At 72.1% G+C, this 25704-nt stretch carries 23 protein-coding genes; 10 read left to right on the top strand and 13 right to left on the bottom strand.

What is annotated here, in order from left to right; genetic code table 11:
- Positions 1-57 precede the first annotated feature (57 nt).
- From ACWEV0_RS03815 to clpS, 3 genes are all read right to left on the bottom strand, one after another.
- Positions 58-1494: an amino acid permease gene (locus ACWEV0_RS03815; RefSeq protein ID WP_453146169.1), complete on the bottom strand. Its 1437-nt coding sequence runs from the start codon at positions 1492-1494 to the stop codon at positions 58-60.
- 362 nt (positions 1495-1856) lie between these two features.
- Positions 1857-2450, bottom strand: a complete 594-nt coding sequence (locus tag ACWEV0_RS03810; RefSeq protein ID WP_453146167.1) for a DUF2017 domain-containing protein — start codon at positions 2448-2450, stop codon at positions 1857-1859.
- Complete coding sequence (gene clpS, locus ACWEV0_RS03805) at positions 2450-2755, bottom strand: ATP-dependent Clp protease adapter ClpS (protein ID WP_352080754.1); 306 nt, start codon at positions 2753-2755, stop codon at positions 2450-2452. Before clpS ends, ACWEV0_RS03810 begins: the two co-directional genes overlap by 1 nt.
- Before the next feature lie 122 nt (positions 2756-2877).
- Between clpS and ACWEV0_RS03800 the strand changes: the two genes are divergently transcribed.
- Positions 2878-4206 carry a nicotinate phosphoribosyltransferase gene (locus ACWEV0_RS03800; protein ID WP_453146164.1) on the top strand — a complete coding sequence of 443 codons (1329 nt, stop codon included), beginning with the start codon at positions 2878-2880 and terminating at the stop codon, positions 4204-4206.
- A gap of 112 nt (positions 4207-4318) precedes the next feature.
- Positions 4319-4912 carry an isochorismatase family protein gene (locus ACWEV0_RS03795; RefSeq protein WP_453146163.1) on the top strand — a complete coding sequence of 198 codons (594 nt, stop codon included), beginning with the start codon at positions 4319-4321 and terminating at the stop codon, positions 4910-4912.
- A 34-nt stretch (positions 4913-4946) separates the two neighbouring features.
- Here the strand turns inward: ACWEV0_RS03795 and ACWEV0_RS03790 are convergent, their stop codons facing one another.
- Both ACWEV0_RS03790 and ACWEV0_RS03785 read right to left on the bottom strand, forming a co-directional pair.
- A complete protein-coding gene (locus tag ACWEV0_RS03790) occupies positions 4947-5249 on the bottom strand; it encodes a hypothetical protein (protein WP_453146162.1) in 303 nt (100 codons plus the stop codon).
- Between the two features lie 144 nt (positions 5250-5393).
- Positions 5394-7817, bottom strand: a complete 2424-nt coding sequence (locus ACWEV0_RS03785) for an immune inhibitor A domain-containing protein (RefSeq protein ID WP_453146160.1) — start codon at positions 7815-7817, stop codon at positions 5394-5396.
- A 389-nt stretch (positions 7818-8206) separates the two neighbouring features.
- On the opposite strand from ACWEV0_RS03785, the gene ACWEV0_RS03780 reads away from it, so the two are divergent.
- Positions 8207-8485, top strand: coding sequence for a hypothetical protein (locus ACWEV0_RS03780; RefSeq protein WP_453146158.1), 279 nt, complete (start codon positions 8207-8209; stop codon positions 8483-8485).
- 7 nt (positions 8486-8492) lie between these two features.
- Here ACWEV0_RS03780 and ACWEV0_RS03775 read toward each other — a convergent pair whose 3' ends face one another.
- Together ACWEV0_RS03775 and ACWEV0_RS03770 are read right to left on the bottom strand one after the other, a co-directional pair.
- Positions 8493-9197 (bottom strand): RDD family protein, encoded by a 705-nt coding sequence (locus tag ACWEV0_RS03775; RefSeq protein ID WP_453146156.1) that lies wholly within the window; start codon positions 9195-9197, stop codon positions 8493-8495.
- An 83-nt stretch (positions 9198-9280) separates the two neighbouring features.
- On the bottom strand, positions 9281-10147 hold the full coding sequence (locus ACWEV0_RS03770) for an RDD family protein (protein ID WP_453146154.1): 867 nt from the start codon (positions 10145-10147) through the stop codon (positions 9281-9283).
- 1807 nt (positions 10148-11954) lie between these two features.
- Between ACWEV0_RS03770 and ACWEV0_RS03765 the strand changes: the two genes are divergently transcribed.
- Entirely contained in the window at positions 11955-12449 is a 495-nt protein-coding gene (locus ACWEV0_RS03765) for an SsgA family sporulation/cell division regulator (RefSeq protein WP_453146152.1), read from the top strand.
- Positions 12450-12472: 23 nt separating this feature from the next.
- Here the strand turns inward: ACWEV0_RS03765 and ACWEV0_RS03760 are convergent, their stop codons facing one another.
- The gene (locus ACWEV0_RS03760; RefSeq protein WP_453146151.1) at positions 12473-13852 is read right to left on the bottom strand and encodes an FAD-binding oxidoreductase; all 1380 of its coding nucleotides are present in this window, start codon (positions 13850-13852) and stop codon (positions 12473-12475) included.
- A 98-nt stretch (positions 13853-13950) separates the two neighbouring features.
- On the opposite strand from ACWEV0_RS03760, the gene ACWEV0_RS03755 reads away from it, so the two are divergent.
- Positions 13951-15432, top strand: coding sequence for a tetratricopeptide repeat protein (locus ACWEV0_RS03755; RefSeq protein ID WP_453146150.1), 1482 nt, complete (start codon positions 13951-13953; stop codon positions 15430-15432).
- Between the two features lie 128 nt (positions 15433-15560).
- Here the strand turns inward: ACWEV0_RS03755 and hppD are convergent, their stop codons facing one another.
- The gene (hppD, locus tag ACWEV0_RS03750) at positions 15561-16706 is read right to left on the bottom strand and encodes a 4-hydroxyphenylpyruvate dioxygenase (protein ID WP_453146148.1); all 1146 of its coding nucleotides are present in this window, start codon (positions 16704-16706) and stop codon (positions 15561-15563) included.
- Positions 16707-16827: 121 nt separating this feature from the next.
- On the opposite strand from hppD, the gene ACWEV0_RS03745 reads away from it, so the two are divergent.
- From ACWEV0_RS03745 to ACWEV0_RS03730, 4 genes are all read left to right on the top strand, one after another.
- Positions 16828-17307, top strand: coding sequence for an Lrp/AsnC family transcriptional regulator (locus ACWEV0_RS03745; RefSeq protein ID WP_403800834.1), 480 nt, complete (start codon positions 16828-16830; stop codon positions 17305-17307).
- A gap of 94 nt (positions 17308-17401) precedes the next feature.
- Positions 17402-18073, top strand: a complete 672-nt coding sequence (locus ACWEV0_RS03740; RefSeq protein ID WP_453146145.1) for an ArsR/SmtB family transcription factor — start codon at positions 17402-17404, stop codon at positions 18071-18073.
- A gap of 33 nt (positions 18074-18106) precedes the next feature.
- A complete protein-coding gene (locus ACWEV0_RS03735; RefSeq protein WP_453146144.1) occupies positions 18107-18283 on the top strand; it encodes a hypothetical protein in 177 nt (58 codons plus the stop codon).
- A 45-nt stretch (positions 18284-18328) separates the two neighbouring features.
- Positions 18329-19681, top strand: a complete 1353-nt coding sequence (locus tag ACWEV0_RS03730; RefSeq protein ID WP_453146142.1) for an MFS transporter — start codon at positions 18329-18331, stop codon at positions 19679-19681.
- Here ACWEV0_RS03730 and ACWEV0_RS03725 read toward each other — a convergent pair.
- Positions 19614-20417 carry a S16 family serine protease gene (locus ACWEV0_RS03725; protein WP_453146141.1) on the bottom strand — a complete coding sequence of 268 codons (804 nt, stop codon included), beginning with the start codon at positions 20415-20417 and terminating at the stop codon, positions 19614-19616. The two genes, ACWEV0_RS03730 and ACWEV0_RS03725, sit on opposite strands and share 68 nt — an antisense overlap.
- A gap of 9 nt (positions 20418-20426) precedes the next feature.
- Positions 20427-21608, bottom strand: a complete 1182-nt coding sequence (locus ACWEV0_RS03720) for an acetylhydrolase (protein ID WP_453146140.1) — start codon at positions 21606-21608, stop codon at positions 20427-20429.
- A gap of 85 nt (positions 21609-21693) precedes the next feature.
- On the opposite strand from ACWEV0_RS03720, the gene ACWEV0_RS03715 reads away from it, so the two are divergent.
- On the top strand, positions 21694-22737 hold the full coding sequence (locus tag ACWEV0_RS03715) for an ArsR/SmtB family transcription factor (RefSeq protein WP_453146139.1): 1044 nt from the start codon (positions 21694-21696) through the stop codon (positions 22735-22737).
- A gap of 45 nt (positions 22738-22782) precedes the next feature.
- On the opposite strand, the gene ACWEV0_RS03710 is transcribed toward ACWEV0_RS03715, so the two are convergent.
- Together ACWEV0_RS03710 and ACWEV0_RS03705 are read right to left on the bottom strand one after the other, a co-directional pair.
- Positions 22783-23424 carry an IclR family transcriptional regulator gene (locus ACWEV0_RS03710; RefSeq protein WP_453146137.1) on the bottom strand — a complete coding sequence of 214 codons (642 nt, stop codon included), beginning with the start codon at positions 23422-23424 and terminating at the stop codon, positions 22783-22785.
- A gap of 405 nt (positions 23425-23829) precedes the next feature.
- Positions 23830-25620 carry a DEAD/DEAH box helicase gene (locus tag ACWEV0_RS03705; RefSeq protein ID WP_453146135.1) on the bottom strand — a complete coding sequence of 597 codons (1791 nt, stop codon included), beginning with the start codon at positions 25618-25620 and terminating at the stop codon, positions 23830-23832.
- Positions 25621-25704: the final 84 nt, after the last annotated feature.

Here is a 25704-nt window from a genome sequence, read left to right as displayed (position 1 = left end):
GGGCCGCCCCGTACCGAGGTTTGGTACGAGACGGCCCGAATACTGAGAAAGTGCTGGTCAGGACCGCTTGGCGAAGGCGGCACCCTCGGGGTTGCGGGCCTTCAGCGCCAGGTACGAGACCGCGAGGATCAGACCCCACACCGGCGCGCCGTACAGGGCCACGCGGTTGTCCTTGTCCATGCCCATGGTCACGATGACCATGCCGATGAAGGCGAGCGAGAAGACGCTGAACCAGATGCCGCCCGGTGCCTTGAAGGAGGACTGGGGCAGCTCGCCGCGGTCGGCCTTGAGGCGGTAGCGGATCTGGCAGACGAGGATGACGATCCAGGCCCACATGCCGGAGATGGTGGCGAAGGAGACGACGTAGTTGAACGCCTCGCCGGGCCACTGGTAGTTGATCCCGACGCCGACCAGCATCAGCGCGGCCGAGACGGTGGTGCCGACCAGCGGGGTGCCGGACTTCGTCAGCTTGGTGAAGGCCTTCGGGCCCTGACCGTTGAGCGCGAGGTCGCGCAGCATGCGGCCGGTGGAGTACATGCCCGAGTTGCAGGAGGAGAGCGCGGCCGTCAGGACGACGAAGTTGACGATCGCGGCGCCGACGCCGAGGCCCATCCGCTCGAAGGCCTCGACGAACGGGGAGACGCCCGGATGGAACGCGGTCCACGGGACGACCGACAGGATCATGATCAGCGCGCCGACGTAGAAGACGGCGATGCGCCACGGCACGGTGTTGATGGCCTTCGGCAGGACGGTCTTCGGGTCCTTGGACTCGCCCGCGGTGACGCCGACCAGCTCGACGGCGAGGAAGGCGAACATGACCATCTGCAGGGTCATCAGGGTCGAGAAGATGCCGTTCTTGCCGGCGAAGAAGCCGCCCAGGTCCCACAGGTGGGTGAGGGACGCGGTGTCACCGGCGTCGGAGAAGCCGAGGGTGAGGATGCCGGCGCAGATCAGGATCATGCCGACGATCGCGGTGACCTTGACCATCGAGAACCAGAACTCCAGCTCGCCGAAGAGCTTCACGGAGATCAGGTTGGCGCCGTAGAGGATGACGGTGAAGACGAGGGCGGACAGCCACTGCGGGATGTCCCACCAGTACGTCATGTAGGTGGCCGCGGCGGTGACCTCGGTGATGCCGGTGACGACCCAGAAGAGCCAGTAGGTCCAGCCGGTCACGAAGCCCGCGAAGGGGCCGATGAACTCGCGTGCGTACTCCGAGAAGGAGCCGGACACGGGGCGGTACATGAGGAGCTCGCCGAGCGCCCGCATGATGAAGAAGATGACGAGGCCCGCGACGGCGTACGCGAGGATCAGGCTCGGTCCCGCGATGGAGATGCCCTTGCCCGCGCCCAGGAAGAGACCGGTGCCGATGGCGCCGCCGATCGCGATCATCTGGATCTGACGGGCGCCGAGTGCCCGGTGGTAACCCTCGGCCGGAGCGGAGTCCGCCGCCTCATTGCCGTCGTGCTGCTGGTCGACCTGCACTGAGGTCATGGTGGTGCGCCCTTTCTCCATGTTGATCCGCGCACCGGCCGGCTCGGCCGTCTGTGCTGCGGATCAGGTCCTGATCCCCCCGGATGTGGAATGGAGTGCCACCGGCGATCAGCCGGTCGAAGCGCCCCCGGGGACAGGGGTGGCGTCCCCGGGTGGTCGTGAAGATTTATCACGCGCTTAACCGTGATCAGTGGGTATGGGCGTGACGCGCACCACAAAAAAATCCGGACAGACAGGACTCAAGACGGCAAGAAGGGCACTTGGATAACGTATTCGTTATCCGGATTTGAGCGTCCGCTGAGCGAACGCACGCTGAACAGTGTGATCCCGTACCGGAACGGCTGGATCCACTACGCCGTCGGCTACGGCATCAGCGTCTCGACGAGCGTCTCCTGCAGCCCGCCCAGCCACAGGTAGGCCATCACCATCGGCTTGCGCGGGTCCTCGTCCGGCAGCCGGTACAGCTGCTCGGTCTCGTCGTCCTCCGTGACCTCCAGCCGGGTGCCGATGGTCAGCCGCAGGTCGTTGAGCGCGCCGAGCCAGGCGCGGGACTCGTCGACGGTGAGCTTGAGGATCCCGCCGCCACCCTCGCCGGCCGCCGCCGAGTCGGAGGCGAGCGAGTCGAGGCTGCGGACCATGGTCAGGGCGTCGTCGCGCTTGCGGGCCCGCAGGTCGTTCTCGGTGAAGCGGCGGAAGTCCGCGGCGGCCTGGCGCAGCTCGTCCGTGTCGTCCCCGTACGCGTCGGGGAAGAGCCGGCGCAGGGCCGGGTCGGACGGCGGCTCGCTCGGGCCCTCGGCGAACAGTGCGGCCAGCGGGTCCTCGCCCGCGACCGGCTCGTCGCCCGGGCCGATCAGCTCCATGAGCTGGACCGCGAGCGAACGCAGGATGGAGACCTCGACCTCGTCGAGCGCGACGGCCGCACCGCCGCCGGGCAGCGCCTCGAAACGCCCCGCCATCAGCCGCGGTCCTGCGAGAGGGTCGCCCACAGGCCGTAGCCGTGCATCGCCTGCACGTCCCGTTCCATCTCCTCGCGGGTGCCGCTGGAGACCACCGCGCGGCCCTTGTTGTGCACGTCGAGCATCAGCTTGTGCGCCTTGTCCTTGGAGTAGCCGAAGTACGCCTGGAAGACGTAGGTGACATAGCTCATCAGGTTGACCGGGTCGTTGTGGACGAGGGTCACCCAGGGCACGTCGGGTTCGACGACGGCGGAGACCTCCTCGGCCGATTCGGTCCGTTCGATCTCGATAGGCGCAACGCTCACTTACCCCATGCTGCCACTTGAGAGGGGGTGCCGCACAAACCGACCCCCCACACAGACGCAACCTTCGCGCGCCGTTCGCGCAGTATTCGTCAATCTGACGAATACTGCGCTAGCATCATCACATGAACGCTGCGGACCTTGGGCTGCCGGTGGACGTGCCGTCGACCGCGCTCTTCACCGACCAGTACGAGCTGACCATGCTGCAGGCGGCCCTCAGGGCCGGCACCGCGGACCGCAGGTCCGTCTTCGAGGTCTTCACCCGCCGGCTGCCCGAGGGGCGGCGCTACGGCGTGGTGGCGGGCGTCGGCCGGGTCCTGGACGCCGTCGAGAACTTCCGCTTCGACGCGGGCGTGCTCGGCTTCCTGCGCGAGCGGAACATCGTCGACGAGCCGACCCTCGAATGGCTCTCCCGCTACCGCTTCTCCGGCGACATCTGGGGCTACCCCGAGGGCGAGGTGTACTTCCCCGGCTCGCCGCTCCTGCGCGTCGAGGGCACCTTCGCCGAGTGCGTGCTCCTGGAGACGGTGATCCTCTCGATCCTCAACCACGACTCCGCCATCGCGGCCGCCGCCTCGCGCATGTCGGTCGCCGCCGGCGGCCGGCGGCTCATCGAGATGGGCGCCCGCCGCACCCACGAGCTGGCCGCCGTGGCCTCCTCGCGCGCCGCCTACGTGGGCGGCTTCGACTCCACCTCCGACCTCGCCGCCGGCTTCCGCTACGGCATCCCGACGGTGGGCACCTCCGCGCACGCCTTCACCCTGCTGCACGACACCGAGCGCGACGCGTTCCGCGCCCAGATCGACTCGCTCGGCAGCGGTACGACCCTGCTCGTCGACACCTACGACGTCGCCGAGGCCGTCCGTACCGCCGTCGAGGTGGCCGGCACCGGGCTCGGCGCCGTCCGGATCGACTCCGGCGACCTGCTGCTCGTCGCGCACCGGGTGCGGGCGCAGCTGGACGAGCTGGGCGCGCGGGACACCAGGATCGTGGTCACCTCCGACCTCGACGAGTACGCCATCGCCTCGCTCGCGGCCGCGCCGGTCGACGCGTACGGGGTCGGCACCCAGCTCGTCACCGGCAGCGGCCACCCCACCTGCTCGATGGTCTACAAGCTGGTCGCCCGGGCCTCCTCGGCCGACCCGAAGGCCCCGCTGGTCCCGGTCGCGAAGAAGTCGCTGGGCGGCAAGGCCTCGGTCGGCGGCCGCAAGTGGGCCGCGCGCCGGGCGGACGCCGAGGGCGTCGCCGAGGCCGAGGTGATCGGCACCGGCCCGGTACCGCCGGAGCTCGTCGACCGGCAGCTCCTGGTCGAGCTGGTCAAGGGCGGCGACGTGGTGGCCCGCGAGCCGCTGGAGGCGGCCCGCGCCCGGCACATCGCGGCGCGGGCGGCGCTCCCGCTGTCGGCGATGCAGCTGTCGCGCGGCGAGCCGGTGCTGCCGACCGAGTACGCCTGAGCAAGGCACTCGTAATGCCTCAGAGCGCCCCCTCCCTAAGGGAGGGGGAAGTCTCTAGGCTCGACCCCATTCCCAGGACCACCCCGCCGACGCCTCGCTAAGGACACCCGCCATGCACCGCGCATTGATCGTTGTGGACGTTCAGAACGACTTCTGCGAGGGCGGCAGCCTCGCGGTGGCGGGCGGCGCGGACGTCGCCGCCGCCATCACCGAGCTGGTCGGCGAGACGGCGGGGGCCGCGTACCAGCACGTCGTCGCCACCCGCGACCACCACGTCGAGCCGGGCGCCCACTTCTCCGACGAGCCGGACTACCTCACCTCCTGGCCGCGGCACTGCGTGGCCGGCACCGAGGGCGTCGGCTTCCACCCGAACTTCGCACCCGCCGTCGCCAGCGGCGCGATCGCCGCGGTCTTCGACAAGGGCGCCTACGAGGCGGCGTACAGCGGCTTCGAGGGGCGCGACGAGAACGGCAGCACGCTGGCCGACTGGCTGCGCGCCCGCAAGGTCACCGAGGTCGACGTCGTCGGCATCGCCACCGACCACTGCGTGCGCGCCACGGCCCTGGACGCGGCCCGCGAGGGCTTCCACACCCGGGTGCTGCTCGACCTGACGGCCGCGGTGGCGCAGGAGACCACGGACCGGGCCATGGAGGAGCTGCGGCAGGCGGGCGTGGCGCTCACCGGCAATCCGGTCGTGGCCCGCTGACCTCCGGGGCCGGGCCGCGCGGGGGCCTCCGGCGCTAGGCGGCGGGGGCCTTCGGCAGCGACCGGACCGGGTGCCACAGCTCCTGGGCGTCGATCCGCCAGAGCAGGCCCTCCGGGTGGTGCAGCACGGCCGTTATCTCGTCCGGTGTGGGCGGCTCGGCGTTGCCGCGGAGGTAGACGGCGCGCAGGCCCAGGTTCCGCAGCCGGGTCAGGGCGCGGGCCCGGTTCGCGGCGTGCACCAGGAAGCGCACGGTGGCGCCGTCGCCGGCCGGGCTGGGCAGTCCGATGGCGACGACGACACTGCCTCCCGGCAGTCTGCAGAACCCTCCGTTGGGCATGCGGAACCACTCCCCCGTGGAACTACTGTCAATAAGGTCGGGCGGCCGAGGCCGTAAGACGCACCTAAACACGATCGGCCGCCGCCCGCTAGGGGGCGACGGCCGATCATGCTCTGACCTGCGGTGATGCAGGAGAATTCGCTGTTACTTCACCGACGGGCCGACCTGGACCGTGACCGTGGAGCCGTCCTTGGCCTCCTTGAGAACACGGATCTGGGTGTTGGTGTCAGTTACCTGGACACCGGCGAGCGGGGTCTCGGCGAACCAGTAGACACCCTTGTGGTCGTCGAAGACCGGGTTGCCGGCCTGGGACGGGACCCAGGTCGCCTGGTCCAGCTTGTGCAGCTGGAAGCCGTCCGTGCCGGAGATGCTGAACGGCGAGTCGTAGGCCTGGACGCGGTTGCGCATCAGGGTGCCGTCACGCCACTTCAGCGGGCTCGGGTGCGAGTCGATCGGGAGGACGAGGCCCTTGCCCGGGTGCTGGGAGGTGTTGTTGTCCTTCTGGGACAGGTCCCACTTCCAGATCAGCAGACCGTTCTGGTACGCGTAGTGCTCGACCCAGCTGGCCTTGTCACCGGTGAAGCCGAAGTTGTACGGGCCGGTCTTCAGGGTCTTGTCGTACGAGGTGTACTGGCGGTTCTCCGCGATGTAGTACTGCTCGTACTCCTTCGTGAAGCCCTTGCCGATGCGCGAGAAGCCCTTGGCGACCCAGCCGTTGTCACCGTTCTCGGCGTTGTCCGAGAAGACGGTGGCACCGTCGGCGGTCAGCGTGATGGCGTCGGCGGTGAAGCCCTTGCCGCCCGCGCCGCCGTCCGTCTGGTAGCGGAAGCGGAGCTTGACCTTCTTGCCCGCGTAGGCGTCCAGGTTGTACGAGAGCTTCTTGTACGCGCCGGAGGTACCCGTCAGCGCCGGGGCGCCGGAGGCGTCCTTCTGCAGGGCCACGCCGTCGGCGGTGCCGTCGAGGGCGGTCCAGTTGGTGCCGCCGTCGGTGGAGACCTCGGCGTACAGGAAGTCGTAGTCCTGCTCGATGTCGTACCAGCCCTGCAGGTCCAGCTGGGCCTTCGCCTTGCCGGTCAGGTCGACGTCACGGGTGAGGGTGTTCTTGAGGTCGTCACCCATGTTGCTCCACCACTGCGAGGCGCCCTCGGCGGGAGCCACGACGTCGGTGGAGACCTTGCTCTTCGGCAGCTCGACGAGGAGCGCCTGCGGGTTCTTGGTGTTGTACTCCGAGACACCCAGCTTGAACTTGGTCTTGGTGGCGCGCTGCCAGTCGTTGACCTTGGCGTAGTTCAGCCAGCCGAGCTGCAGCTTGTCCCAGGCGCTCATGTCGCCGGGCAGGTCGCCGATGGAGTCCTTGCCGGTGCCGAGCCAGGAACCGGAGGACATCAGGTCCCAGAAGCCGGTCGAGTTCTCGCCGCCGCCGGAGGTGTCGTAGTGGTCCGGCAGACCGAGGTCGTGGCCGTACTCGTGGGCGAAGACGCCGAGGCCGCCGTTCTCCGGCTGCATCGTGTAGTCGCCGACCCAGATGCCGGTGTCGCCGATCTGCGTACCGCCGGACTTGTTGTCCGCCGGGCCGGTCTTGCCGGCGTCGGTGCCGTAGGCGTACCAGCGGTGGGCCCACAGGGCGTTCTTGCCCTGGACGCCGCCGCCGGCCGACTCGTCCTCGCCCGCGTGGACGATCTGGAAGTGGTCGATGTAGCCGTCGGGCTCGTTGAAGTTGCCGTCGCCGTCGTGGTCGTAACGGTCCCACTGGTCGTACTTCGACAGGTCGGCCTTGATCTCGGCGTCGGTCTTGCCCTTGGCCTTCTGGTCGGCGACCCAGGCGTTGACGCCGTCACGGACGGTGTCCCACACGTTGGCGCAGTTGGTCTGGCCGCAGTAGTTGGAGCCGTAACGGGCCTCGTTGTACGGGACCTTGACCCAGTCCGAGACCTCGCCGTCGACCGAGTAACGGCCGGACGAGGTGCGCTCGTAGAAGGTCTTCATGGAGTGCTTCGGGTTGCCGGCCTTGTCCTTGCCGGTGCCGAAGTACAGGTCCTGGAAGTGCTGCTGGTTGTAGTCCGCCTGCCAGGCCGTCGAGTTGTCCGTCGCACGGTCGGGCTTCGCGATGGTGTTGTGCAGCGGGCCGGGCTCTCCGCCGTACTTCGGCTTGAGGTCCGTGGTGTCGTCGTCCTTGCGGTCGACCAGGGTGGTGTTGTCCACCTTGTCGCCGAACTCGACGAGGATCGTGAAGATCTTGTCGGTCTTCTCACGGCCGAGCTCGACGTACTTCTTGGTGTCGAGCTTGACGACCTGGGAGCCGTTGCGCTTCTCGACCTTGGTCTCGCCCTTGAGCACCTGCTCGAGGGCGGCCTTACGCGCCTGCTCCTGCTGCTTGCTGAACGGACCGTCGAGGTCGTGGTCGACCGCGGTCTTGTCGATCGCCTTGGCCCGGGCCGCGGCACTGGCCGCCGGCTCCGAGGTGTGCGAGTCGGCCCAGGCGGTGCCGAACGTCGAGGCGGTGGCAGCGGTGGCCGCGAGCACCACGACGACGGCGGACGCGCTGATCGCCCGTCGCTTGTTGGTCACTTGTTTCGTCCTCCCCAGGGCGCGCTCGACACCGGCGGATCTCATGGTGGGGTGTCCGCCCGGGCGGAAGCGCGCGTCACAAGTGACGACATTCGACCGGAGTTGAAGCAGAAAAGACAGATCTTGACTTGGACAGGCCAACTGCACTATGCAGGAGCGGATTTCCGATAGTCGAACATCGAACGAACTCGGGGTGAGTGCGGCCGAGGTCCGTACGGGGCGCGGGAGGGCGCACGCCCGGACCGGCGCTGGGCCGTGCGCCCTTGCGCCCCCTGTGCACCGGCTCCCGCGACCCGTGGGTTAGGTCACGCTTACTTACGGTTCCGCTCGGGCATCCACCGTCATAGAGTCGTCCGTTGCCACGCTCGCTCCGAGGGACGGTACCCGTCATGCGCCCGAACGCCGTGAACGTCGCCCAGTTCGCCTACGGTTCGGCCACCGTCGTGCTGTCGACGGCCGCCCTGCTGCTGCTCTCCGGCACGACCACGACGCTCGGCATCGCGGCGATCTGCGCCGCGGGGCTGATGCTGGGACTGCTGGTGGCGGTGACGATGCCGGTACGGGCGCGAGCCGTCAAGACTCCGGACGCGGCCGGGGCCCCGCACGAGGAGATCCGGGTGCCGGCCGCGTCCGTGGGCGCGGGGGCGGACACCCGGATCGGTTCGTAGTCCGGGACTACTGCGGCACGGACACGACGACCGTCTTGGCGGCCTTGTCGTGCAGACCCTGCTTGTACGGCTTGTCCACGAGGATCAGGATGAGCAGGAGCAGCGGCCACAGACAGGCGCAGCAGATCAGCGCGGGCAGCCAGAGCACGAGCGCGCGGACGAGCGAGGTGCTCATCGGCGGCGTCGACCCGTCGTTGAGCATCGCGACGCGCAGCTTCATCCACTTCTTGCCGAGGGTCTGGCCGCGCTGCGTCGCGATCATGACGGTGTCGTACGCGACGTACGCGACGATCGTGAGCAGCTGGAACGCCAACTGGCCGCCGCCGTTGAGGCTGTTGACGGTGGCGTCGAAGTTGTCGCTGTTGCCGGCGCGCTTGTAGACGTCGAACGGGATGCCGATGATCGCGAGCGGCACGGCGATGATCAGCCAGTCGATGACCCGGGCGAGGATCCGGCGCCCGGAGTCGGCGAGCGGGGGCATGCCGGACAGGGGGTCGGGCCCGCCGTAGCCGTAACCGCCGTTTCCGCCGTACGGGGGTGGGGGCGGCGGCACGTTGTCGTACGGGTTCCCGGGCGGGGGCGGGCCGCCAGGGGGCGGGCCGTCGGGTGGTGGGCCGGGCGGCGGACCTGGCGGCCCCGTGGGCCGCTTGCTGAACGGGTCGTCCTCGGGCGGCGGACCCGAGGGCGGAGGCGGCGGCTGATCGTTGCTCATGGGGGCAGTGCATCCCGCCCCCATGAGCCCCGCAAGGAATCGCCGCCCGTTCGGGGGACGGTGGGACGGTTCCCGGGTGGCGCCTACCGGGCCACGAAGGTCCGGGCCGCCTTGTCGTGCCAGCACTGCCGCCACGGCCTGTCGAACAGGCACCACAGCACGTTCAGCACCCCGACCCCGATCAGCCCGAGCACCCCGTACACCAGCCACCGCCGCAGCGCGGCCCCGAACGTGGGCGGCTCGTGCGCCTCGATGTCCCGCACCTGGATCCCGCACACCTTCTTGCCCAGCGTGCGCCCCCACTTCGCGGTCGGCACCACCTCGTAGACGACCCCGAGCACGAAGAACGCGGCCAGCACGATCCCGAACTGCACCGCCGTCGTGGAGTCCAGCAGCCACACCTGCACGGTGACCCCGGACTGCCGCGCCGCCTCGATCTTCTCCTCGATGTGCGCGAGCGCCGCGCTGACGAAGGGATACGCGACGGCCCCCACGGCCGCGCCGAAGACCACCCCGTCCACGATCCGCGCGAGCAGCCGCCGCCCCATCCCGGCGGGCCGCGCGGCCGCCTGCTCCCGGGCGGCGGAGAGGAAGGGGTCGTCGACGGGAGGCTTCCAGGGGACGACGGGAGGCGCGGAGTCGGACGCCGGGGCGGACGGCCCTTGCGGCGCCCAGGGGGCGGCGGGGTGAGGGGCGGCGGCGTGAGGGGCGGCGGCGTGAGGTGCCGCCGTCTGCGGGGCGGCGCCGTGCGGGGTTGCCGTCTGCGGGGTTGCCGTCTGCGGGGCAGCGGCCGGGTTTATGGGCATCCCGCCGAGCCGCGCGGACGCGGCGGCGGGGGCCGACGGCTGCGAGCCGGCCGTGGGCCAGGCGGGCGCCGCCGGGGCGGCGTTCGCGTCGGAGCGCGGCGAGGCAGCGCCGGACCAGGCCGCGGCCCCCGCGCCGTCGGCCACCGGGCGCCCCGGACCGGGGCCGTGGCCCGGCGCGGCAGCCGCGCCTTCGGCCGCGGAGCCTCCCGGCCTCACGGTCTGGGCGCCGCCGGGGCCTTGGGCGCCGTTGCCCGTTGCGGAGGCCGCACCGGGCCCCCGGCCGCCGTCGTCGGCGCCGGCGGAACCGCCCCGTACGGCCGAGTCGGCGTCAGCGGACCATTCGGGAGCCGTCGAACCGGTGGCGCTGCTCGATGCCTGTCCACGGGACGGAGTCGCGCCGCGCGCGCCGTCGGTGCCGGCTCCGGCCGCAGGCCAGGAGTGGGACCCGCCGCCGGACCCCTGGCCCGGCGCGGCGGATTCGGGGGCGGCGGCAGCGCCGCCGGGCGTACGGGCGCCGGAAGGCGTCCCCGCCTGAGCCGCGCCACTTCCGGCCGCCGGCCAAGCGGGGGCTCCAGCCGCCTGGCCCGACACAGCCGCGTCGGTGGCGGCGGCGCCAGGCGCACGGCCGCTGGACTGTGCGTCGGCCGCAGGCCAAGCCGAAGCGGCGTCGGCAGAAGCACCCGATCGGGTGTCAGGCTGCCCGTCGGCGGCGGGCCAGGCGGGCACAGCCCCGGCGGCACCGCCGGGCGTACGGCCTCCGGAAGGCGTCCCCGCCGTACCGGAACTCGGCTGGGCCACGGCGCCCTGCCTGGCGTCGGCAGCAGGCCACGCAGGCGCACCGGCCGCGGCGCCGTCGGAAGTCGCCCGCGCCGTACCGGCGTTCCCATGACCCGGCCCTGCGGCGTCCCGGGCGCCGGGCTGCCCGGCCGGCCCCGTCGTGCGCTGTCCGGCGCCCTCGGCGCCACCGCCGGCCGGAGGCCAGGCGGCTGCCGCGTCCGTACCGGCGCCCTGGGCCGTACCCGCGCCACGGCCTGCACCCGAACCGGCCGCGCCCGAGTCGGCGCCGCCGCCGGCCGCGGGCCACGCAGGCGCAGACCCGGCGGCAGCGCCACCGCCCGCCGGCCACGCGGCCTCGGTCCCGGCCGTCTGGCCCGGGACCGCCGGGCGGGGCGCGTCGGAGCCGTCAGGCGCGGCCGGCTGCCCGTGTTCGCCGCCGGCCGCAGGCCACCCCGTTCCCGCCGAGCGCGGGTCCGTCGCGTCCGGCCGTCCCCACGAGACCCGTTGGTCGCGGTCGCCGCCGAAGCCCGTCTGCTGGGAGGTGGAGGCCTGCCAGGCCGAGGCGGGCTCGCCCGCGGACGCGGCCGCGGGGGCCTCGTCCAGGAACATGGGGCCCGTTTCCTCGACCGAGGGGGCCGGCTGGGCGGCCGCGACGGAGCGGGGCGCGCCGGGGAGGGCCTCGCCCTCCTTGGGGGCCGGGCGGCTGGTGCCGGGGACCCACGCACTGCCGTTCCAGAAGCGGATGTACCCCGGAATGGACGGGTCCGGGTAGTAGCCCGCCTGCGGTACGTCTCCGCCGCCTCCTGGAGGAGTAGCCACTGCCCCGACTCCGTTCCGTCACAACGCCTTGATCCGCGCTGGGCCGCGCCCGCGGCCCAGGGAGGACAGTAACGAAGAACGACCCCGCTGGGACAAGGAGCCCACCAGAAAGCCCGCCTTCGAGGGACACCCTCGCGAAATCGTCACCCAGAGTGACCCTCGGGCCCTCGCCTACCCCCGTAGACCCACCCCGAAACCCGGCCCGGACCCGCCCCGACCCGCTCCCGACCCGCCCCGGACCCGCCCCGGAAAAATTTCCCAGAAACTTTTCCGGAGTCGCGTAATGGATCCGCCCGACCCCCCTCTCTCCCAGTGAAGGCCCACCCACGGGCCCCACCCAGAGAGGCCACACGCCATGCAGAACACCGACAACAACAACGTCGTCGAGCGCGAGCTCGAGCTCAAGCTCGTCCTCTCCCCCGAGCGTTCCGTCCCCGTCCCCGCCCGGCTCGCCTACCGCACCGACGACCCGTACGCCGTCCACATCACCTTCCACGTCGGCTCGGACCACCCGGTCAACTGGACGTTCGCGCGCGAGCTGCTCGTGGAGGGCGTGTTCCGGGCGTGCGGGCACGGGGACGTGCGGATCTGGCCGACGAAGGTCGACGGCCGGAACGTCATCCTGATGGCCCTGTCCTCCCCCGACGGCGACGCCCTCCTGGAGGCCCCGTCCGCGCAGGTGTCCGCGTGGCTGGAGCGGACCCTGCGCGTGGTGCCGCCGGGCACCGAGACCGAGCAGCTCGGCATCGACGACGGGCTCGCCGAACTGCTCGCGACCACCGTGCTGGCGGACGACCTCTGGCTGCGCGACCCGTGGCCGTCGGACGAGTCCGCGGACGGCGAGCTGTGAGTCCGGGTCCGGGTACGAACGCGTCAGAAGAGCTTGCCCGGGTTCAGCAGGCCCAGCGGGTCGAAGGTCTTCTTGATCCCGCGCTGCAACTCCACGCCCACCGGCCCGAGCTCCCGCGCCAGCCACTCCTTCTTCAGCACGCCCACCCCGTGCTCGCCGGTGATCGTGCCGCCGAGTTCGAGGCCGAGCGCCATGATCTCGTCGAAGGACTCCCGCGCCCGCCGCGACTCGTCCTCGTCGGCGTGGTCGAAGCAGACGACGGGATGGGTGTTGCCGTCGCCGGCGTGCGCGCAGACGCCGATGGTCAGCGCGTACTTCTCGGCGATCGCCGCCGTGCCCGTGAGCATCGCGGCGAGCCTGGTGCGCGGCACGCACACGTCGTCGATCATCGTCGCCGGCTTGATGGTCTCCAGGGCGGTGAGCGAGAGCCGCCGGGCCTGCAGCAGGAGCTCGGACTCGGCGACGGAGTCGGCCGGTACGACCTCCGTCGCGCCCGCGGCCCGGCACAGCTCCCCCACCGCGGCCAGGTCGGCGGCCGGGTCCGGGGTGTCGAAGGCGCACAGGAGCAGCGCCTCGGTGGTGTCGGGCAGGCCCATGTGGGCGAGCCTGTTGACGGCCCGGACGGTGGTGCCGTCCATCAGTTCGAGGAGCGACGGGGTGTGGCCGCGCTCCATGATCGTGCAGACGGCCGCGCAGGCCGCCTCCGCCGAGGGGAACTCGGCGGCGAGCGCGAGCTGGGCGGGCGGCTGCGGCCTGAGCGCGAGCACGGCCCCGACGACGATGCCGAGGCTGCCCTCGGAGCCGACGAAGAGCCGGGTCAGGTCGTATCCGGCGACGCCCTTCGCCGTACGCCGGCCGGTGCGCAGCAGGCGTCCGTCGGCGAGGACGACGTCGAGACCGAGCACGTACTCGGCGGTGACCCCGTACTTCACGCAGCACAGCCCGCCGGACGCCGTGCCGATGTTGCCGCCGATGGTGCACGTCTCCCAGCTGGAGGGGTCGGGCGGGTAGTAGAGGCCGTGTTCGGCGACGGCCCGCGAGAGCACGGCGTTGACGACGCCCGGTTCGACGACGGCGATCCGGTCGACCGGGTCGATCTCCAGGATGCGGTCCATCCTGACGAGCGAGAGCACGATGCAGCCGTCGGAGGCGTTGGCGGCGCCGGACAGGCCGGTGCGGGCGCCCTGCGGGACGACGGGGACGCGCAGCTCGGTCGCGGTGCGCATCACGTGCTGGACCTGTTCGACGGTGCGCGGGAGCACGACGGCCGCGGGGGTGCCGGCCGTGCAGAAGCTCGCCATGTCGTTGGCGTAGGAGGCGGTGACGTCGGGGTCGGTGAGCACGGCCTCGGCGGGGAGCCCGGCCAGGAGCAGTTCGTGGAGCCTCTCGTGAAGATCGTCCATGCGTCCAGCCTGGCACCCGGGGCCATCGGTGTGAACCCGCCGTCGCCGCTGGCTCGTGTGCTCTTCGTACAGCGGCGTACGGGCGCACAGTGTGCGCCATGAGACCCGAGAACGTGTCGCGGACGGTCCTCGCCTCCGGCGTGGGCGCGGTGCTCGCGGCGACGGCGCTGCTGTACGTGCCCGAGCTGGTCGGCCGGACCCCGGCGCGGCCGCCCGGTGCCGCCGAGCGCGCGAAACACGCGGCGAACGCGGGCGCGCAGGCGGCGCTGCCGGATCTGGTCGCGCTGATCGGCGACCGGGAGACGTGGCTGCGGACCCATCCGGATGACGCGGCGTCATGGGCTCTGCTCGGCACGGCCTACACGGAGCGGGGGCTGCGGCGCGCGGACCCGGCGGACCTGCCGCGGGCCGAGCGGGCCCTGGAGCGCTCCCTGAGGACACAGGGCGCCGGGAACCTGGACGCACAGGTGGGCATGGCGGCCCTCGCGAACGCGCGCGGCGACTGGAAGTCGGGCAAGGAGTGGGGCGAGCGGGCCCGGAACGCGGACCCGAAGCGCTGGGCCGCGTACCCGGTCCTGATCGACGCGTACGACGGTCTCGGCGACTACGCGGCGGCCCAGAAGGCGACCGAGACGCTGACCGAACTGCACTCGGGCTCGGCGGTCAGCGCGCGTTCGGCGCAGCTCTACCGCAACCTCGGCTGGCGCGAGGACGCGGGCGCGGCGGCCCTGGACGCGGTGGCGCTGGCGGAGACCGCCCCGGAGAAGGCGGCGGCGCTGTCCCGGGCCGGTGACCTGGCGTGGGAGCGGGGTGAGCCGAAGGAGGCCCTCGCGCAGTACGCGGCCGCGCTCGGTCTCGTACCGGACCACGGGCCGTCGCTCGCGGGCCGGGCACGGGCACAGGCGGCGCTCGGCCGCCCGCAGGAGGCGGTACGGGACTGGCGGGCGGCCCTGCAGCGGTTGCCGCTGCCGGAGTACGTCCTGGAGGCGGCCGAGCTGGACGAGTCGCTCGGCCTGGACGGGGACGCGCGGGCGCTGTACGAGCGGCTGCGGACGGAGAAGTGGCCCGGGGCGGAGGTCACGCTCGGCCTGCTGGACGCGGACCACGGCGACGCGGTGCGGACGGCGGATGCGGTGCGGCGGCTGCGCGCCGCGTGGGCGGCCGGGCACCGCTCCGTACAGGTGGCGGACGCCCTCGGCTGGGCGCTCTTCCGCTCGGGCGAGCCGAAGGAGGCGCTGGTGTACGCGAGGAAGGCCACCGACGAGGGGCTGCGCAGCGCGCTGTTCGCGTACCACCGCGGGGAGATCGAGCGGGCCCTGGAGGACTACGGCCCGGCCCGCCGCCATCTCGCGGAGGCGCTGCGGATCAACCCGTACTTCTCGCCGCTGCTCGCGCCCCGCGCGAAGGAGGCGCTCGCGGCGCTCGGCGACCCGCCGGACGAGCTGCCCAGGGACGTACGGCCGGAGAAGGACGCGCAACCGGAGAAGGACGCCCAGCCCGAGAAGGACGCACGGCCGGAGAAGGCCGCACGGCCCGAGAAGCCCGGGAGGCCTGACGTCCCGAAGAAGCCCGGCATGTAGCCGGCACGGGGGGCATGCGGGTGGCATGGGGGTGCCCCGGGCGGGCCCCCCGTACCCGCCCGGGGCGTGGCAGGGGCCCGGCCCGGTGCTGTCACCCGGGTCGGGCCCCTGATCCTCGGGGGAGGCGGCTACAGGTTGCCGCGCTTCTCCTGCTCGCGCTCGATCGCCTCGAACAGGGCCTTGAAGTTGCCCTTGCCGAAGCCCATGGAGCCGTGGCGCTCGATCATCTCGAAGAAGACGGTCGGGCGGTCCTGGACCGGCTTGGTGAAGATCTGCAGCAGGTAGCCGTCCTCGTCGCGGTCGGCGAGGATCTTCAGCTCGCGCAGGGTCTCGATCGGGACGCGGGTGTCACCGACCCACTCGCCGAGCGTGTCGTAGTACGAGTCCGGCGTGTCCAGGAACTGCACACCGGCGGCGCGCATCGCGCGCACCGAGGCGACGATGTCGTTGGTGGCGAGGGCGATGTGCTGGACGCCGGGGCCGCCGTAGAACTCCAGGTACTCGTCGATCTGCGACTTCTTCTTCGCGATCGCCGGCTCGTTGATCGGGAACTTCACCTTGAGGGTGCCGTCGGCGACGACCTTCGACATCAGCGCCGAGTACTCGGTCGCGATGTCGTCGCCCACGAACTCCTTCATGTTCGTGAAGCCCATGACCTTGTTGTAGAAGCCGACCCACTCGTTCATCTTGCCGAGCTCGACGTTGCCGACGCAGTGGTCGATGGCCTGGAAGACGCGCTTGGCCGGCGGCTCGACCATCGGCTGGGCGGCGACGTAACCGGGGAGGTAGGGGCCGTCGTAGCCGGAGCGGTCGACGAGGGTGTGGCGGGTCTTGCCGTAGGTGGCGATGGCGGCGAGGACGACGGTGCCGTGCTCGTCCTTGAGCTCGTACGGCTCGACGAGGCCGGTGGCGCCCTGCTCGACGGCATGGGCGTAGGCAGCGCGCGCGTCCGGCACCTCGATCGCCAGGTCGATCACGCCGTCGCCGTGCTCGGTGACGTGGTCGGCGATGAAGCGGCCCCACTCGGTGGTCGCCTTGATGACGGAGGTGAACACGAAACGGGCGGAGCCGTTGGTGAGGACGTAGTTGGCGGTCTCGCGGCTGCCGTTCTCCGGTCCGGAGTAGGCGACCAGCTTCATGCCGAAGGCCGTGGAGTAGTAGTGGGCGGCCTGCTTGGCATTGCCGACGGCGAAGACGACCGCGTCCATACCCTTCACCGGGAAGGGATCGGCCTCACGCGCGGTGGAAGTGGTGTGATCGATGGTCTCAGTCATGTGATGAGCGTCCCGCCGCTCGGCAGGCTGCGCAATAGTTTCTTATTCCACTGGTCAATCTGCTCAGCGACCGGCCAGTATGAGCGGGCGACTTGTACATGATGACCATCGGGAGGCCGTCGTGGCGATCGATCATCTGGACGGACGGCTCATCGTCCTCCTCGCGAAGGAGCCCCGGATCGGGGTCCTGGAGGCGTCACGACGGCTCGGCGTGGCGCGCGGCACGGTCCAGGCACGCCTCGACCGGCTTCAGTCGAACGGGGTCATCCGCGGCTTCGGTCCCCAGGTGGACCCGGCGGCCCTCGGCTATCCGGTCACGGCCTTCGCGACCCTGGAGATCAAGCAGGGCCAGGGCGCCGACGTGCGCGGACACCTGGCGACCGTGCCGGAGGTCCTGGAGCTGCACACGACGACCGGCCATGGGGACATGCTGTGCCGGCTGGTGGCCCGCTCCAACGCCGATCTCCAGCGGGTGATCGACCGCGTGGTCGGCTTCGAGGGCATCGTCCGGGCCTCCACGGCGATCGTCATGGAGAACCCGGTCCCCCTGCGGATCATCCCGCTGGTGGAACAGGCCGCGGAGGACCAGCCGCCGCGGTGAGGCCGAGAGGGCCCACACGAAGGTCCATAGAGTTGCAAAGAAGTCTCTGCAAAAAACCCTTGCAGAGGGTTCTTTGCAACTCTACTGTGGAGTCATGCCCGAGAAGCACGAACCCGAAGCAGACCGCGAAGCAGGCCGCGAAGGCGGCCCCGAAGCGGGTCCCGAGGCCGGCCCCCAAGCCGGACCCGCGGAGCAGCAGCCCGGCCCCCGGGTGCTCGACCCGCGCTCCCTGCGCGGACTCGCCCACCCGCTGCGCATCCAGCTGCTGCGCGCCCTGCGCCACCACGGCCCCGCCACCGCCTCCCAACTGGCCGAGCGGCTGGGCGAGTCGAGCGGCGCCACCAGCTATCACCTGCGCCAGCTCGCCGCCCACGGCTTCATCGAGGACGCCCCGGACCGCGGCAAGGGGCGGGAGCGCTGGTGGCAGGCGGTGGCGGGCGGCACGAGCTTCGACGAGGCGCTGTACAAGAACCCCGACCCCGAGGTCCAGGGCGCCATCGAGGTCTATCTCCACGAGATCGCGAACATCCACACGCAGGAGCTGAACACCTACCTCGGCACCCGCCACCAGTGGGCCGACATCTGGGTGGGCGCCTCGGACATGAGCGACTTCACGCTCCATCTGACCCCCGAGCGGCAGAGCGAGCTCAACGAGAAGATCCACGACCTGATCAACGAGTACAGCGCGGCGGCCGACGCGGACGCCGCCGACGCCCAGCGGGTCCGCATGCACCTGCACGCCTTCCCCCAGCACGGCACGAACTGACCGCCCGACCACCCCGACCGGAAGGCCACACCCATGCACGCCGACGTCCATCTCACGCTGCACCGTCTGACCGCCACGGAACTCCAGGAGTCCGCGGCCGCCGCCGCGCCGACCACGCCCTTACGCGTCCAGCTGGGCTGGAGGCTCGTCGAGTTCGGCCTGAAGCTCGCCCTGCCCGGGCCGCAGGGCATAACCGTCCGCGCCGCCTGACCGAGCCGAACGAACCGAACGAGCCGAACGAAACCGGGGGGATTCATGGTGCGCTCACGCACCCACTCACGCACACCACTGGCGAGCGTCCTGGCCGCCAACGCCATCTCCATCAGCGGCAATTCACTCACCCTCATCGGCGTGCCGTGGTTCGCCCTGGAGACCACGGGAAGCCCCGGCAAGGCCGGCCTCGTCGCCTTCTGCGCCGCCGTGCCCGTCGTGGTCTCCGCGATCGCCGGCGGGCCCGTGATCGACCGGATCGGCCGCCGCCGGGTCTCCGTCGCCTCCGACCTGGTCTGCGCGCTCGCGCTCGCCGCCATCCCGCTGCTCAACGGCGCCGGACTGCTGCGGTTCTGGATGCTGTGCGCGCTGATGGGCGTCACCGGCCTCTTCCACGCCCCCGGCGAGACCGCCCGCCATGTCCTCGTCCCCGACCTCGCCGAGCGCGCCGGCACCCCGCTGTCCCGCGCCGCCAGTCTCTACGACGCCGTGTCACGCGGCGCGAGGATGACCGGCGCCGCCGTCGGGGGCCTGCTCGTGGCGCTGATAGGCGCCGACACGGTGCTGTACGTGGACGGCGCCACCTTCCTGGTCTCCGCCCTGCTCGTCCTGGCGGGCCTGCGCGGCGTCCCGGCGGCCGAACCCCTGCGCGACGCACCGGCGTTGAACCTCGCCGCCTACCGCGCCGACCTGCGCGAGGGCTACTCCTTCCTGCTGCGCACGCGGCTGCTGCTCGCCGTCGACCTGATGGTGATGGTGACCAACGGGCTCGCCCTGAGCTGGAGCGCGGTGCTCCTGCCGATCCACGCCCGCGAGGAGCTGGGCGGCTCGGCCGCGCAGGGCCTGCTGGTCGCCGTCTTCGGCGGCAGCGCGCTCGCCGGCGCCCTGCTCTACGGCGCGCTGGGCCAGCGCTTCCCGCGCCGGCCGGTCTTCACCGCGGGTTTCCTGATATCCGGCGCGCCGATCCTCACGGCCGCGTTCACCGACACCATCCCGCCGATGGTGGTGGCGGCGGTGCTCGGCGGGCTCGGCGCCGGGGTGCTCAACCCGATCCTCACCACGGCCTTCTACGAGGTGGTGCCCGAGGAGCTGCGCAGCCGCGTGGGCGGTGCCAGCACGGCCGCCGTGCTGCTCACCACCCCGCTCGGCGGGCTGGCCGCGGGCTTCCTGGTCGAGAGCGTGGGCATCACGGGGGCGCTGCTGACGGTCGGCGGGGCGTTCGTCCTGGCGACCCTGTCGCCGCTGCTGTTCCCGGTCTGGCGCGAGCTGGACGCCCCCGCCTACGCCTCCGCCAAGGCCGCCACGAAGGCCGCCGCGAAGCCCGCCGGCCCTAGCAGCTCGGGACCTTCGACTCCTGGCCCTGCTCCAGAGCCCGCAGCGAGGACACCGCGTCGCTGAGCTCGGTGACCGGGACGAGCCGCAGCCCCTTCGGCAGCTCCGACTGCGCCTGGGAGCACTCGTCCTTCGGCACCAGGAAGACGGTGGCCCCGTCGCGCGCGGCGGCCTGCGTCTTCAGGGACACCCCGCCGACGGCGCCGACCTTCCCGTCCGGCTCGATCGTGCCCGTACCGGCCACGGTCCGGCCGCCGGTCAGATCACCGCCGTCACCGTCACCGTCGATCTTGTCGACGATGCCGAGGGAGAACAGCAGTCCGGCGCTGGGGCCGCCGACGTCGGCGAGGTGGAGGTTCACCTTCACCTTCTTCGGGTCCAGCTTCAGATAGCCGAGGGCGGCGAGGGTCGCCGCGTCCTGCGACTCCTTCATCTGGCCGAGGTTGTGCTGCTCGATCTCCTTGTCGGACTGCCCCGGCGGGTAGACGGAGGACTTCGGCAGCACGGCCCGGTCGGTGCGGAACCAGGCGTCGGTCACGTCCCCGAGGTCGATGGCGGCGGACGGCCCGGTGGCCAGGATGGTGGTCATCCGCAGCTGCCCGTCGGTCGGCCGGACCGGGGCGCCGGTGACCGTGATCACCTCGCGGCCCTGGTCCTTGCCGAGCACGTCGGCGGTCGTGCCGGGCTGCGCGATCGAGAACGGCAGCGGCGCGAGCCCGGCGACGGCGAGCAGCGCGACGACGGGCACGGCGCAGAACGCGAGGGCACGGTTGCGCGGGAGACCTGCGAGACGGGAGAGCACGCCCCCAATCTACTGGGCGCCCGCCCGGAGGCCCGCTAGGCCACCGGACCGGCCGTGGGGAAGCCGGTGGGCGAAGAAGGCGCCGACCCGCCGGCGCAGCGCCGCGACGGTCGCGGCCGGGTCGGCGGTGCCGACGAGCGCGGCCCGGGTGGCGGGGGTCACCAGGCCGGCGCTCTGGAGCTGGGGCACGAGGGCCGCGTAGTCGGTGAGCGCCCAGTGGTCGGCGTCCGTCAGCAGGGCGCGGCTGCCGGGGAGGCCGGCCCAGGAGCGTTCGATGCGGGCGGCGCCGTCGAAGCCGTCGGTGCGGAGGAGGAGCAGGGGCCGGTCGAAGGCGTGGAGGGCGCCCTGGGGGTCGAATGGGTCCAGGTCCAGATAGCCCTCCAGGTTGGCGACGGCGTGGACGCGGCGGTCGTGGAGGGCGGTGTAGACGGCGGCGGTGCCGCCGGCGGAGTGCCCGTAGATCCCGATGGCGGGGACCTCGGCGACGTGGCGCGGGAGGTGGTCGGGGAGGAGGTCGAGGAGGCGGTCGAGGACGAGACGGAGGTCGGCGACCCGGGTGTCGATCATGGTGCGGAAGGTCGCCGGGTCCGGTTCGCCGCGCAGCGCGGTGACCCGGATCCCGCTCGGCAGCTCCACCTGGCTGGCGTCGCCCGGGTGGTCGACGAGGACGACGATCCGGCCGTGGCTGGCCAGGTCCTCGGCGAGATGGGTGCCGAGGGTGCGGGAGTCGCCGCCGCCCGGGCTGTAGAGCAGCACGGGCCGGGGCCCCGGCAGCGGGGCCGCGTCCAGGTACCCGTGGGTGAGGACGGCGCCCCAGTCGACCGCGCCCGCCTCGGGAAGGCCGGGGTGGACGCGCGGCGCCAGTTCGGCGAAGACCTGGGCGGCGGCCGGGGTCAGCTGCGGGGCGCGCGGGCAGCCGCGGACGTCCCGGGCCGGGTAGAGGACGGTGAGCATCACCTCGCGCGGGCCGCCCTCCCAGGGGTCGGTGCGCGAGGGGTCGGTGAGGTGGACGGTGCGCAGGCCGACGGGGTGGGGGCCGGTCGGCTCGGGAAGCCGGAGCGCGGTGCGGGCCCGCGCGATCCCGGGCAGGAGGGCGGCGGCGGTGCCGAGCACGGCACCGGTGAGGACGGTGCGCCGAGATGTCGTGTAACCGGAAGTCGTCGGTCGGGAGTTCATGCGTCGAGAAGTCATGCGAGCATCGTCGGAGCGGAGGCCGTTGCGGCGCGAAGGTTCAGGGCCTGCCCGAAAGGCTGGCGGAAGACGGGGAGTTGTGCCGGTGCTGCGCATCCATTTCACGGCGGACGACTTCGCCCGGGTCCGCTTCGCGCCCCGTCCGGCACCGCTCCAGGAACTGCACGCGGCCCTGGCGACGGCCGTCGCGCCCCGCCCGGACCCGCTGTTCGGCCGCTGGCGCGGCCGGGTCCTGCGCACCCTGCCGGCCGCCGCCGACCCGCTCGCCGACCTGGTGCCGGCGGGCCGCCCGCCGTACTTCCTCGACGTCCTCGGCGACACCCTCGCCGACAGCTTCGACCGCATCCGCGCGACGGGCCCGGAGGTCGTCCGCGCCGAGCTGGCGCGGGTGTACGGGACGGGGCCCGGGTCGCTGCCCGCGCCGCGCTGGGTCCGGGGCCTGTACGCGGGCGAGGAGGCGTCCTGGCAGACCGTGCGGCGGGCCCAGCGGGCCGCGTACGAGACGGTCCTCGCCCCGGTCTGGCCGCTGATCCAGGACCTGCACCGGGAGGAGTTCGCCCGGCACGCCCTCACGGTCGCCGAGCACGGCCTGGCCGCCGCCCTGACGGCCCTCGCGCCGGGCGCCCGGCTGAACGGCGCCGTCTGGGAGTGGCCGGCCTCCCCCGGACTCCGTCCGGGGGGACCCCCACCGGCCCGCGACGTCCACCTGTCCGGCCGGGGCCTGGTCCTCCTCCCGACCTTCCACCATCCGGCGGGCCCGCTCCTCCAGGACCTCCCGGCCCGCCCCGTGGTCCTGACCTACCCGGCGGGCCCCGGCCTCCCGCCCGTACCGGAAGCCGAGGGCGACCCCGACGAGCCGCTGACGGCCGTCCTGGGCCGCACCCGGGCGAACCTCCTCCGCCTGCTCATCGAGCCCCACACCACGTCGGCGTTGGCGCGGGCACTCGGGGTGAGCAATGCGACGGCGTCGGCGCACGCGGGGGCGCTGCGGGGGGCGGGCCTGGTGACGACGACGAGGACGGGCAGGTCGGTGACCCACGAGCGGACGTCGCTCGGCGCCCTCGTCGCTGGCATGCGTTCCGCGGGGCGGGACCGCGGCGGGCACGACACCACGACGGCGGCGCGCTGAACCCGGACCCGCGCTGCCGGACCGTGACCCTGGCGGCCGCGCGCCCTAGCGCAGCGCGTCGGCGACCTCCCGGGCCGCGTCCACGACCCGCGGCCCCACCCGCTCCGGCACCGCGTCCGCGAGCATCACGACGCCGACGCTGCCCTCTATGCCGGTGACGCCGACGAGGGGCGCGGCGGCGCCGCTGGCGCCGGCTTCCAGCTCGCCGTGGGTGAGGGTGAAGCCGGGTTCGGTGAGTTCGCCGGCGCGGGCCGCGAGTATGGCGCGGCCGGCGGCGCCGCGGTCGAGCGGGTGCCGGAAGCCGGCCCGGTAGGCCACGTGGTAGTCGGTCCAGGTGGGTTCGACGACGGCGACGGCGAGCGCTTCGGCACCGTCGACGAGGGTGAGGTGGGCGGTCGCCCCGATGTCCTCGGCGAGGGAGCGCAGCGCGGGCAGCGCGGCCTCCCGCACGAGCGGGTGGACCTGCCGGCCGAGCCGCAGCACGCCGAGCCCGACCCTGGCGCGGCCGCCGAGGTCGCGGCGTACGAGGGCATGCTGTTCGAGCGTGGCGAGCAGACGGTAGACGACGGTCCGGTTCACACCGAGTCGGTTGGACAACTCGGTGACGGTCAGGCCGTGGTCGGTGTCGGCGAGCAGTTTGAGGACCTTAAGTCCCCGGTCGAGCGTCTGGGAGGTTTCCGCGGTCACGACGCCCTCTCCTTCGGAGTGAGTGACAGCGGACTCGTACGAAAGCTGCGGCACCGGTCCCATCGGCGACGCACGTCAGAGGCCGCCGGCAGGACGGGGCACACCGGCTGCGCTCCGCGGCGGCGCTGCCACGGGGCGTTTGCTTGAGCCGGGACAGTAGCGACCTGTCCCGCTCAGCGGAAGACCTCGTCCAGAATCCGGGCGCGTGCGACCGGATACGGGCGGTTCGGGACCTAAGTCGCCCGAACGCGGGACTTTGGCGGACAAGGGCGCCCGGTTCGTCCCCGTAGCGTGGGAGGTGTGCCCGGTTCCGACCGTGGGGGCCGGTCCCGGACACGACCGAGGCCCGTACGCCGCCTGCGTACGGGCCTCGATTCCGTTATGCGCCTTGTGTCCGGGGGCGGCTCACCTCATGCGGGTGGCCCACTCCTGGACCTTCTTGATCCGCTCGCGGATCTGCCCGGCGGTCGCCTCGGCGCTCGGCGGTCCGCCGCACACCCGGCGCAGCTCGGTGTGGATCACGCCGTGCGGCTTGCCGCTCTGGTGAACGTACGCACCGACCATCGTGTTGAGCTGTTTCCTCAGCTCAAGGAGCTCCTTGTGGGAAACGACGGGCCGCCGTTCCGCGGGAAGCTCCAACAGATCGGCCTCGGTGTCCGGCTTCTTGCGGCTGTGCGCGATCTGCCGGGCCTGCCGCTTCTGCAGGAGGAGCTGCACCTGGTCGGGTTCGAGGAGGCCGGGAATGCCCAGGTAGTCCTGCTCCTCCTCGCTGCCGGGGTGGGCCTGCATGCCGAACTCGGCGGCGTTGTAGAGGACGCGGTCGAAGACGGCGTCGGACTCCAGCGCCTCGAACGGCAGCATGTCCTGCTCGCCGGTGTCCTCGTCCTGCTGCTTCTCCGCCTCGGCCATCTCCTTCTCGGACTCGGCGTACGGGTCCTCCTCGCCCTCCTTCTTCGGCCGGTCGAGGACGTGGTCGCGCTCGACCTCCATCTCGCTGGCGAAGGAGAGAAGGGTGGGGATGGTGGGAAGGAACACGGACGCGGTCTCGCCGCGCCTGCGGGATCGCACGAAACGGCCGACGGCCTGCGCGAAGAAGAGCGGGGTCGAGATCGTCGTCGCGTACACGCCGACGGCGAGCCGCGGCACGTCGACGCCCTCGGACACCATGCGGACGGCGACCATCCAGCGGTCGGTGTTCTCGCTGAACTCGTCGATCCGGCCGGAGGCGCCGGCGTCGTCGGAGAGCACGACGGTCGCCTTGGTGCCGGTGATCTCGCGGATCAGCTTGGCGTACGCGCGGGCCGAGTCCTGGTCGGAGGCGATGACCAGGCCGCCGGCGTCCGGAATGGACTTCCGGACCTCGGTGAGCCGCTGGTCGGCGGCGCGCAGCACGTTCGGCATCCAGTCGCCGCGCGGATCGAGCGCGGTGCGCCACGCCTGCGAGATCGCGTCCTTGGTCATCGGCTCGCCGAGCCTGGCGGCGATCTCGTCGCCCGCCTTGGTGCGCCAGCGCATGTTGCCGCTGTAGGAGAGGAAGATGACCGGCCGGACGACGTTGTCGTTGAGGGCGTTGCCGTACCCGTAGGTGTAGTCGGCCGACGACCGGCGGATGCCGTCGTTCCCCTCCTCGTACGTGACGAAGGGGATCGGGTTGGTGTCGGAGCGGAAGGGCGTGCCGGTGAGCGCGAGCCGGCGGGTCGCCGGCTCGAACGCCTCCAGGCACGCCTCGCCCCAGGACTTGGAGTCTCCGGCGTGGTGGATCTCGTCGAGGATGACCAGGGTCTTGCGCTGCTCGCTGCGGTTGCGGTGGAGCATGGGCCGCACGCCGACACCGGCGTACGTGATCGCGATGCCGTGGTACTCCTTGCTGAGCGGCCCCGCGCTGTAGTCGGGGTCGAGCTTGATCCCTATCCGCGCCGCGGCGGCCGCCCACTGCTTCTTCAGGTGCTCGGTGGGTGCGACGACCGTGACCTGCTGCACCACGTGGTGGTGCAGCAGCCAGGACGCGAGGGTCAACGCGAAGGTGGTCTTGCCGGCGCCCGGCGTGGCGACCGCGAGGAAGTCACGGGGCTGCTCCTGGATGTACTTCTCCATCGCGCCCTGCTGCCAGGCTCGCAGCTTGTTGGCGGTGCCCCAGGGGGCACGGCCGGGGAAGGCGGGAGAGAGGTGATGGGAGGAGGTAGCGGTAGTAGTCACGATCTCCGGTTCGACGCTCGTCCAGATATGACAACCGGGCCACCTTACCGGTGCGACCGCCGCGAGCCGATACGGATGAGCCCG

This window comes from Streptomyces sp. NPDC003943, assembly GCF_053605265.1.
Note: the sequence above shows the minus strand (reverse complement) of the source record. Positions and strands in the feature narration are given on the sequence as shown.

What these genes read in the sequence shown, in the direction of transcription:
- ACWEV0_RS03815 (WP_453146169.1), bottom strand. Translation starts at nt 1,494, where the DNA reads ATGACCTCAGTGCAGGTCGACCAGCAGCACGACGGCAATGAGGCGGCG.
- ACWEV0_RS03810 (WP_453146167.1), bottom strand. Translation starts at nt 2,450, where the DNA reads ATGGCGGGGCGTTTCGAGGCGCTGCCCGGCGGCGGTGCGGCCGTCGCG.
- ACWEV0_RS03800 (WP_453146164.1), top strand. Translation starts at nt 2,878, where the DNA reads ATGAACGCTGCGGACCTTGGGCTGCCGGTGGACGTGCCGTCGACCGCG.
- ACWEV0_RS03795 (WP_453146163.1), top strand. Translation starts at nt 4,319, where the DNA reads ATGCACCGCGCATTGATCGTTGTGGACGTTCAGAACGACTTCTGCGAG.
- ACWEV0_RS03790 (WP_453146162.1), bottom strand. Translation starts at nt 5,249, where the DNA reads ATGCCCAACGGAGGGTTCTGCAGACTGCCGGGAGGCAGTGTCGTCGTC.
- ACWEV0_RS03780 (WP_453146158.1), top strand. Translation starts at nt 8,207, where the DNA reads ATGCGCCCGAACGCCGTGAACGTCGCCCAGTTCGCCTACGGTTCGGCC.
- ACWEV0_RS03775 (WP_453146156.1), bottom strand. Translation starts at nt 9,197, where the DNA reads ATGAGCAACGATCAGCCGCCGCCTCCGCCCTCGGGTCCGCCGCCCGAG.
- ACWEV0_RS03765 (WP_453146152.1), top strand. Translation starts at nt 11,955, where the DNA reads ATGCAGAACACCGACAACAACAACGTCGTCGAGCGCGAGCTCGAGCTC.
- ACWEV0_RS03760 (WP_453146151.1), bottom strand. Translation starts at nt 13,852, where the DNA reads ATGGACGATCTTCACGAGAGGCTCCACGAACTGCTCCTGGCCGGGCTC.
- ACWEV0_RS03755 (WP_453146150.1), top strand. Translation starts at nt 13,951, where the DNA reads ATGAGACCCGAGAACGTGTCGCGGACGGTCCTCGCCTCCGGCGTGGGC.
- hppD (WP_453146148.1), bottom strand. Translation starts at nt 16,706, where the DNA reads ATGACTGAGACCATCGATCACACCACTTCCACCGCGCGTGAGGCCGAT.
- ACWEV0_RS03740 (WP_453146145.1), top strand. Translation starts at nt 17,402, where the DNA reads ATGCCCGAGAAGCACGAACCCGAAGCAGACCGCGAAGCAGGCCGCGAA.
- ACWEV0_RS03735 (WP_453146144.1), top strand. Translation starts at nt 18,107, where the DNA reads ATGCACGCCGACGTCCATCTCACGCTGCACCGTCTGACCGCCACGGAA.
- ACWEV0_RS03730 (WP_453146142.1), top strand. Translation starts at nt 18,329, where the DNA reads ATGGTGCGCTCACGCACCCACTCACGCACACCACTGGCGAGCGTCCTG.
- ACWEV0_RS03720 (WP_453146140.1), bottom strand. Translation starts at nt 21,608, where the DNA reads ATGACTTCTCGACGCATGAACTCCCGACCGACGACTTCCGGTTACACG.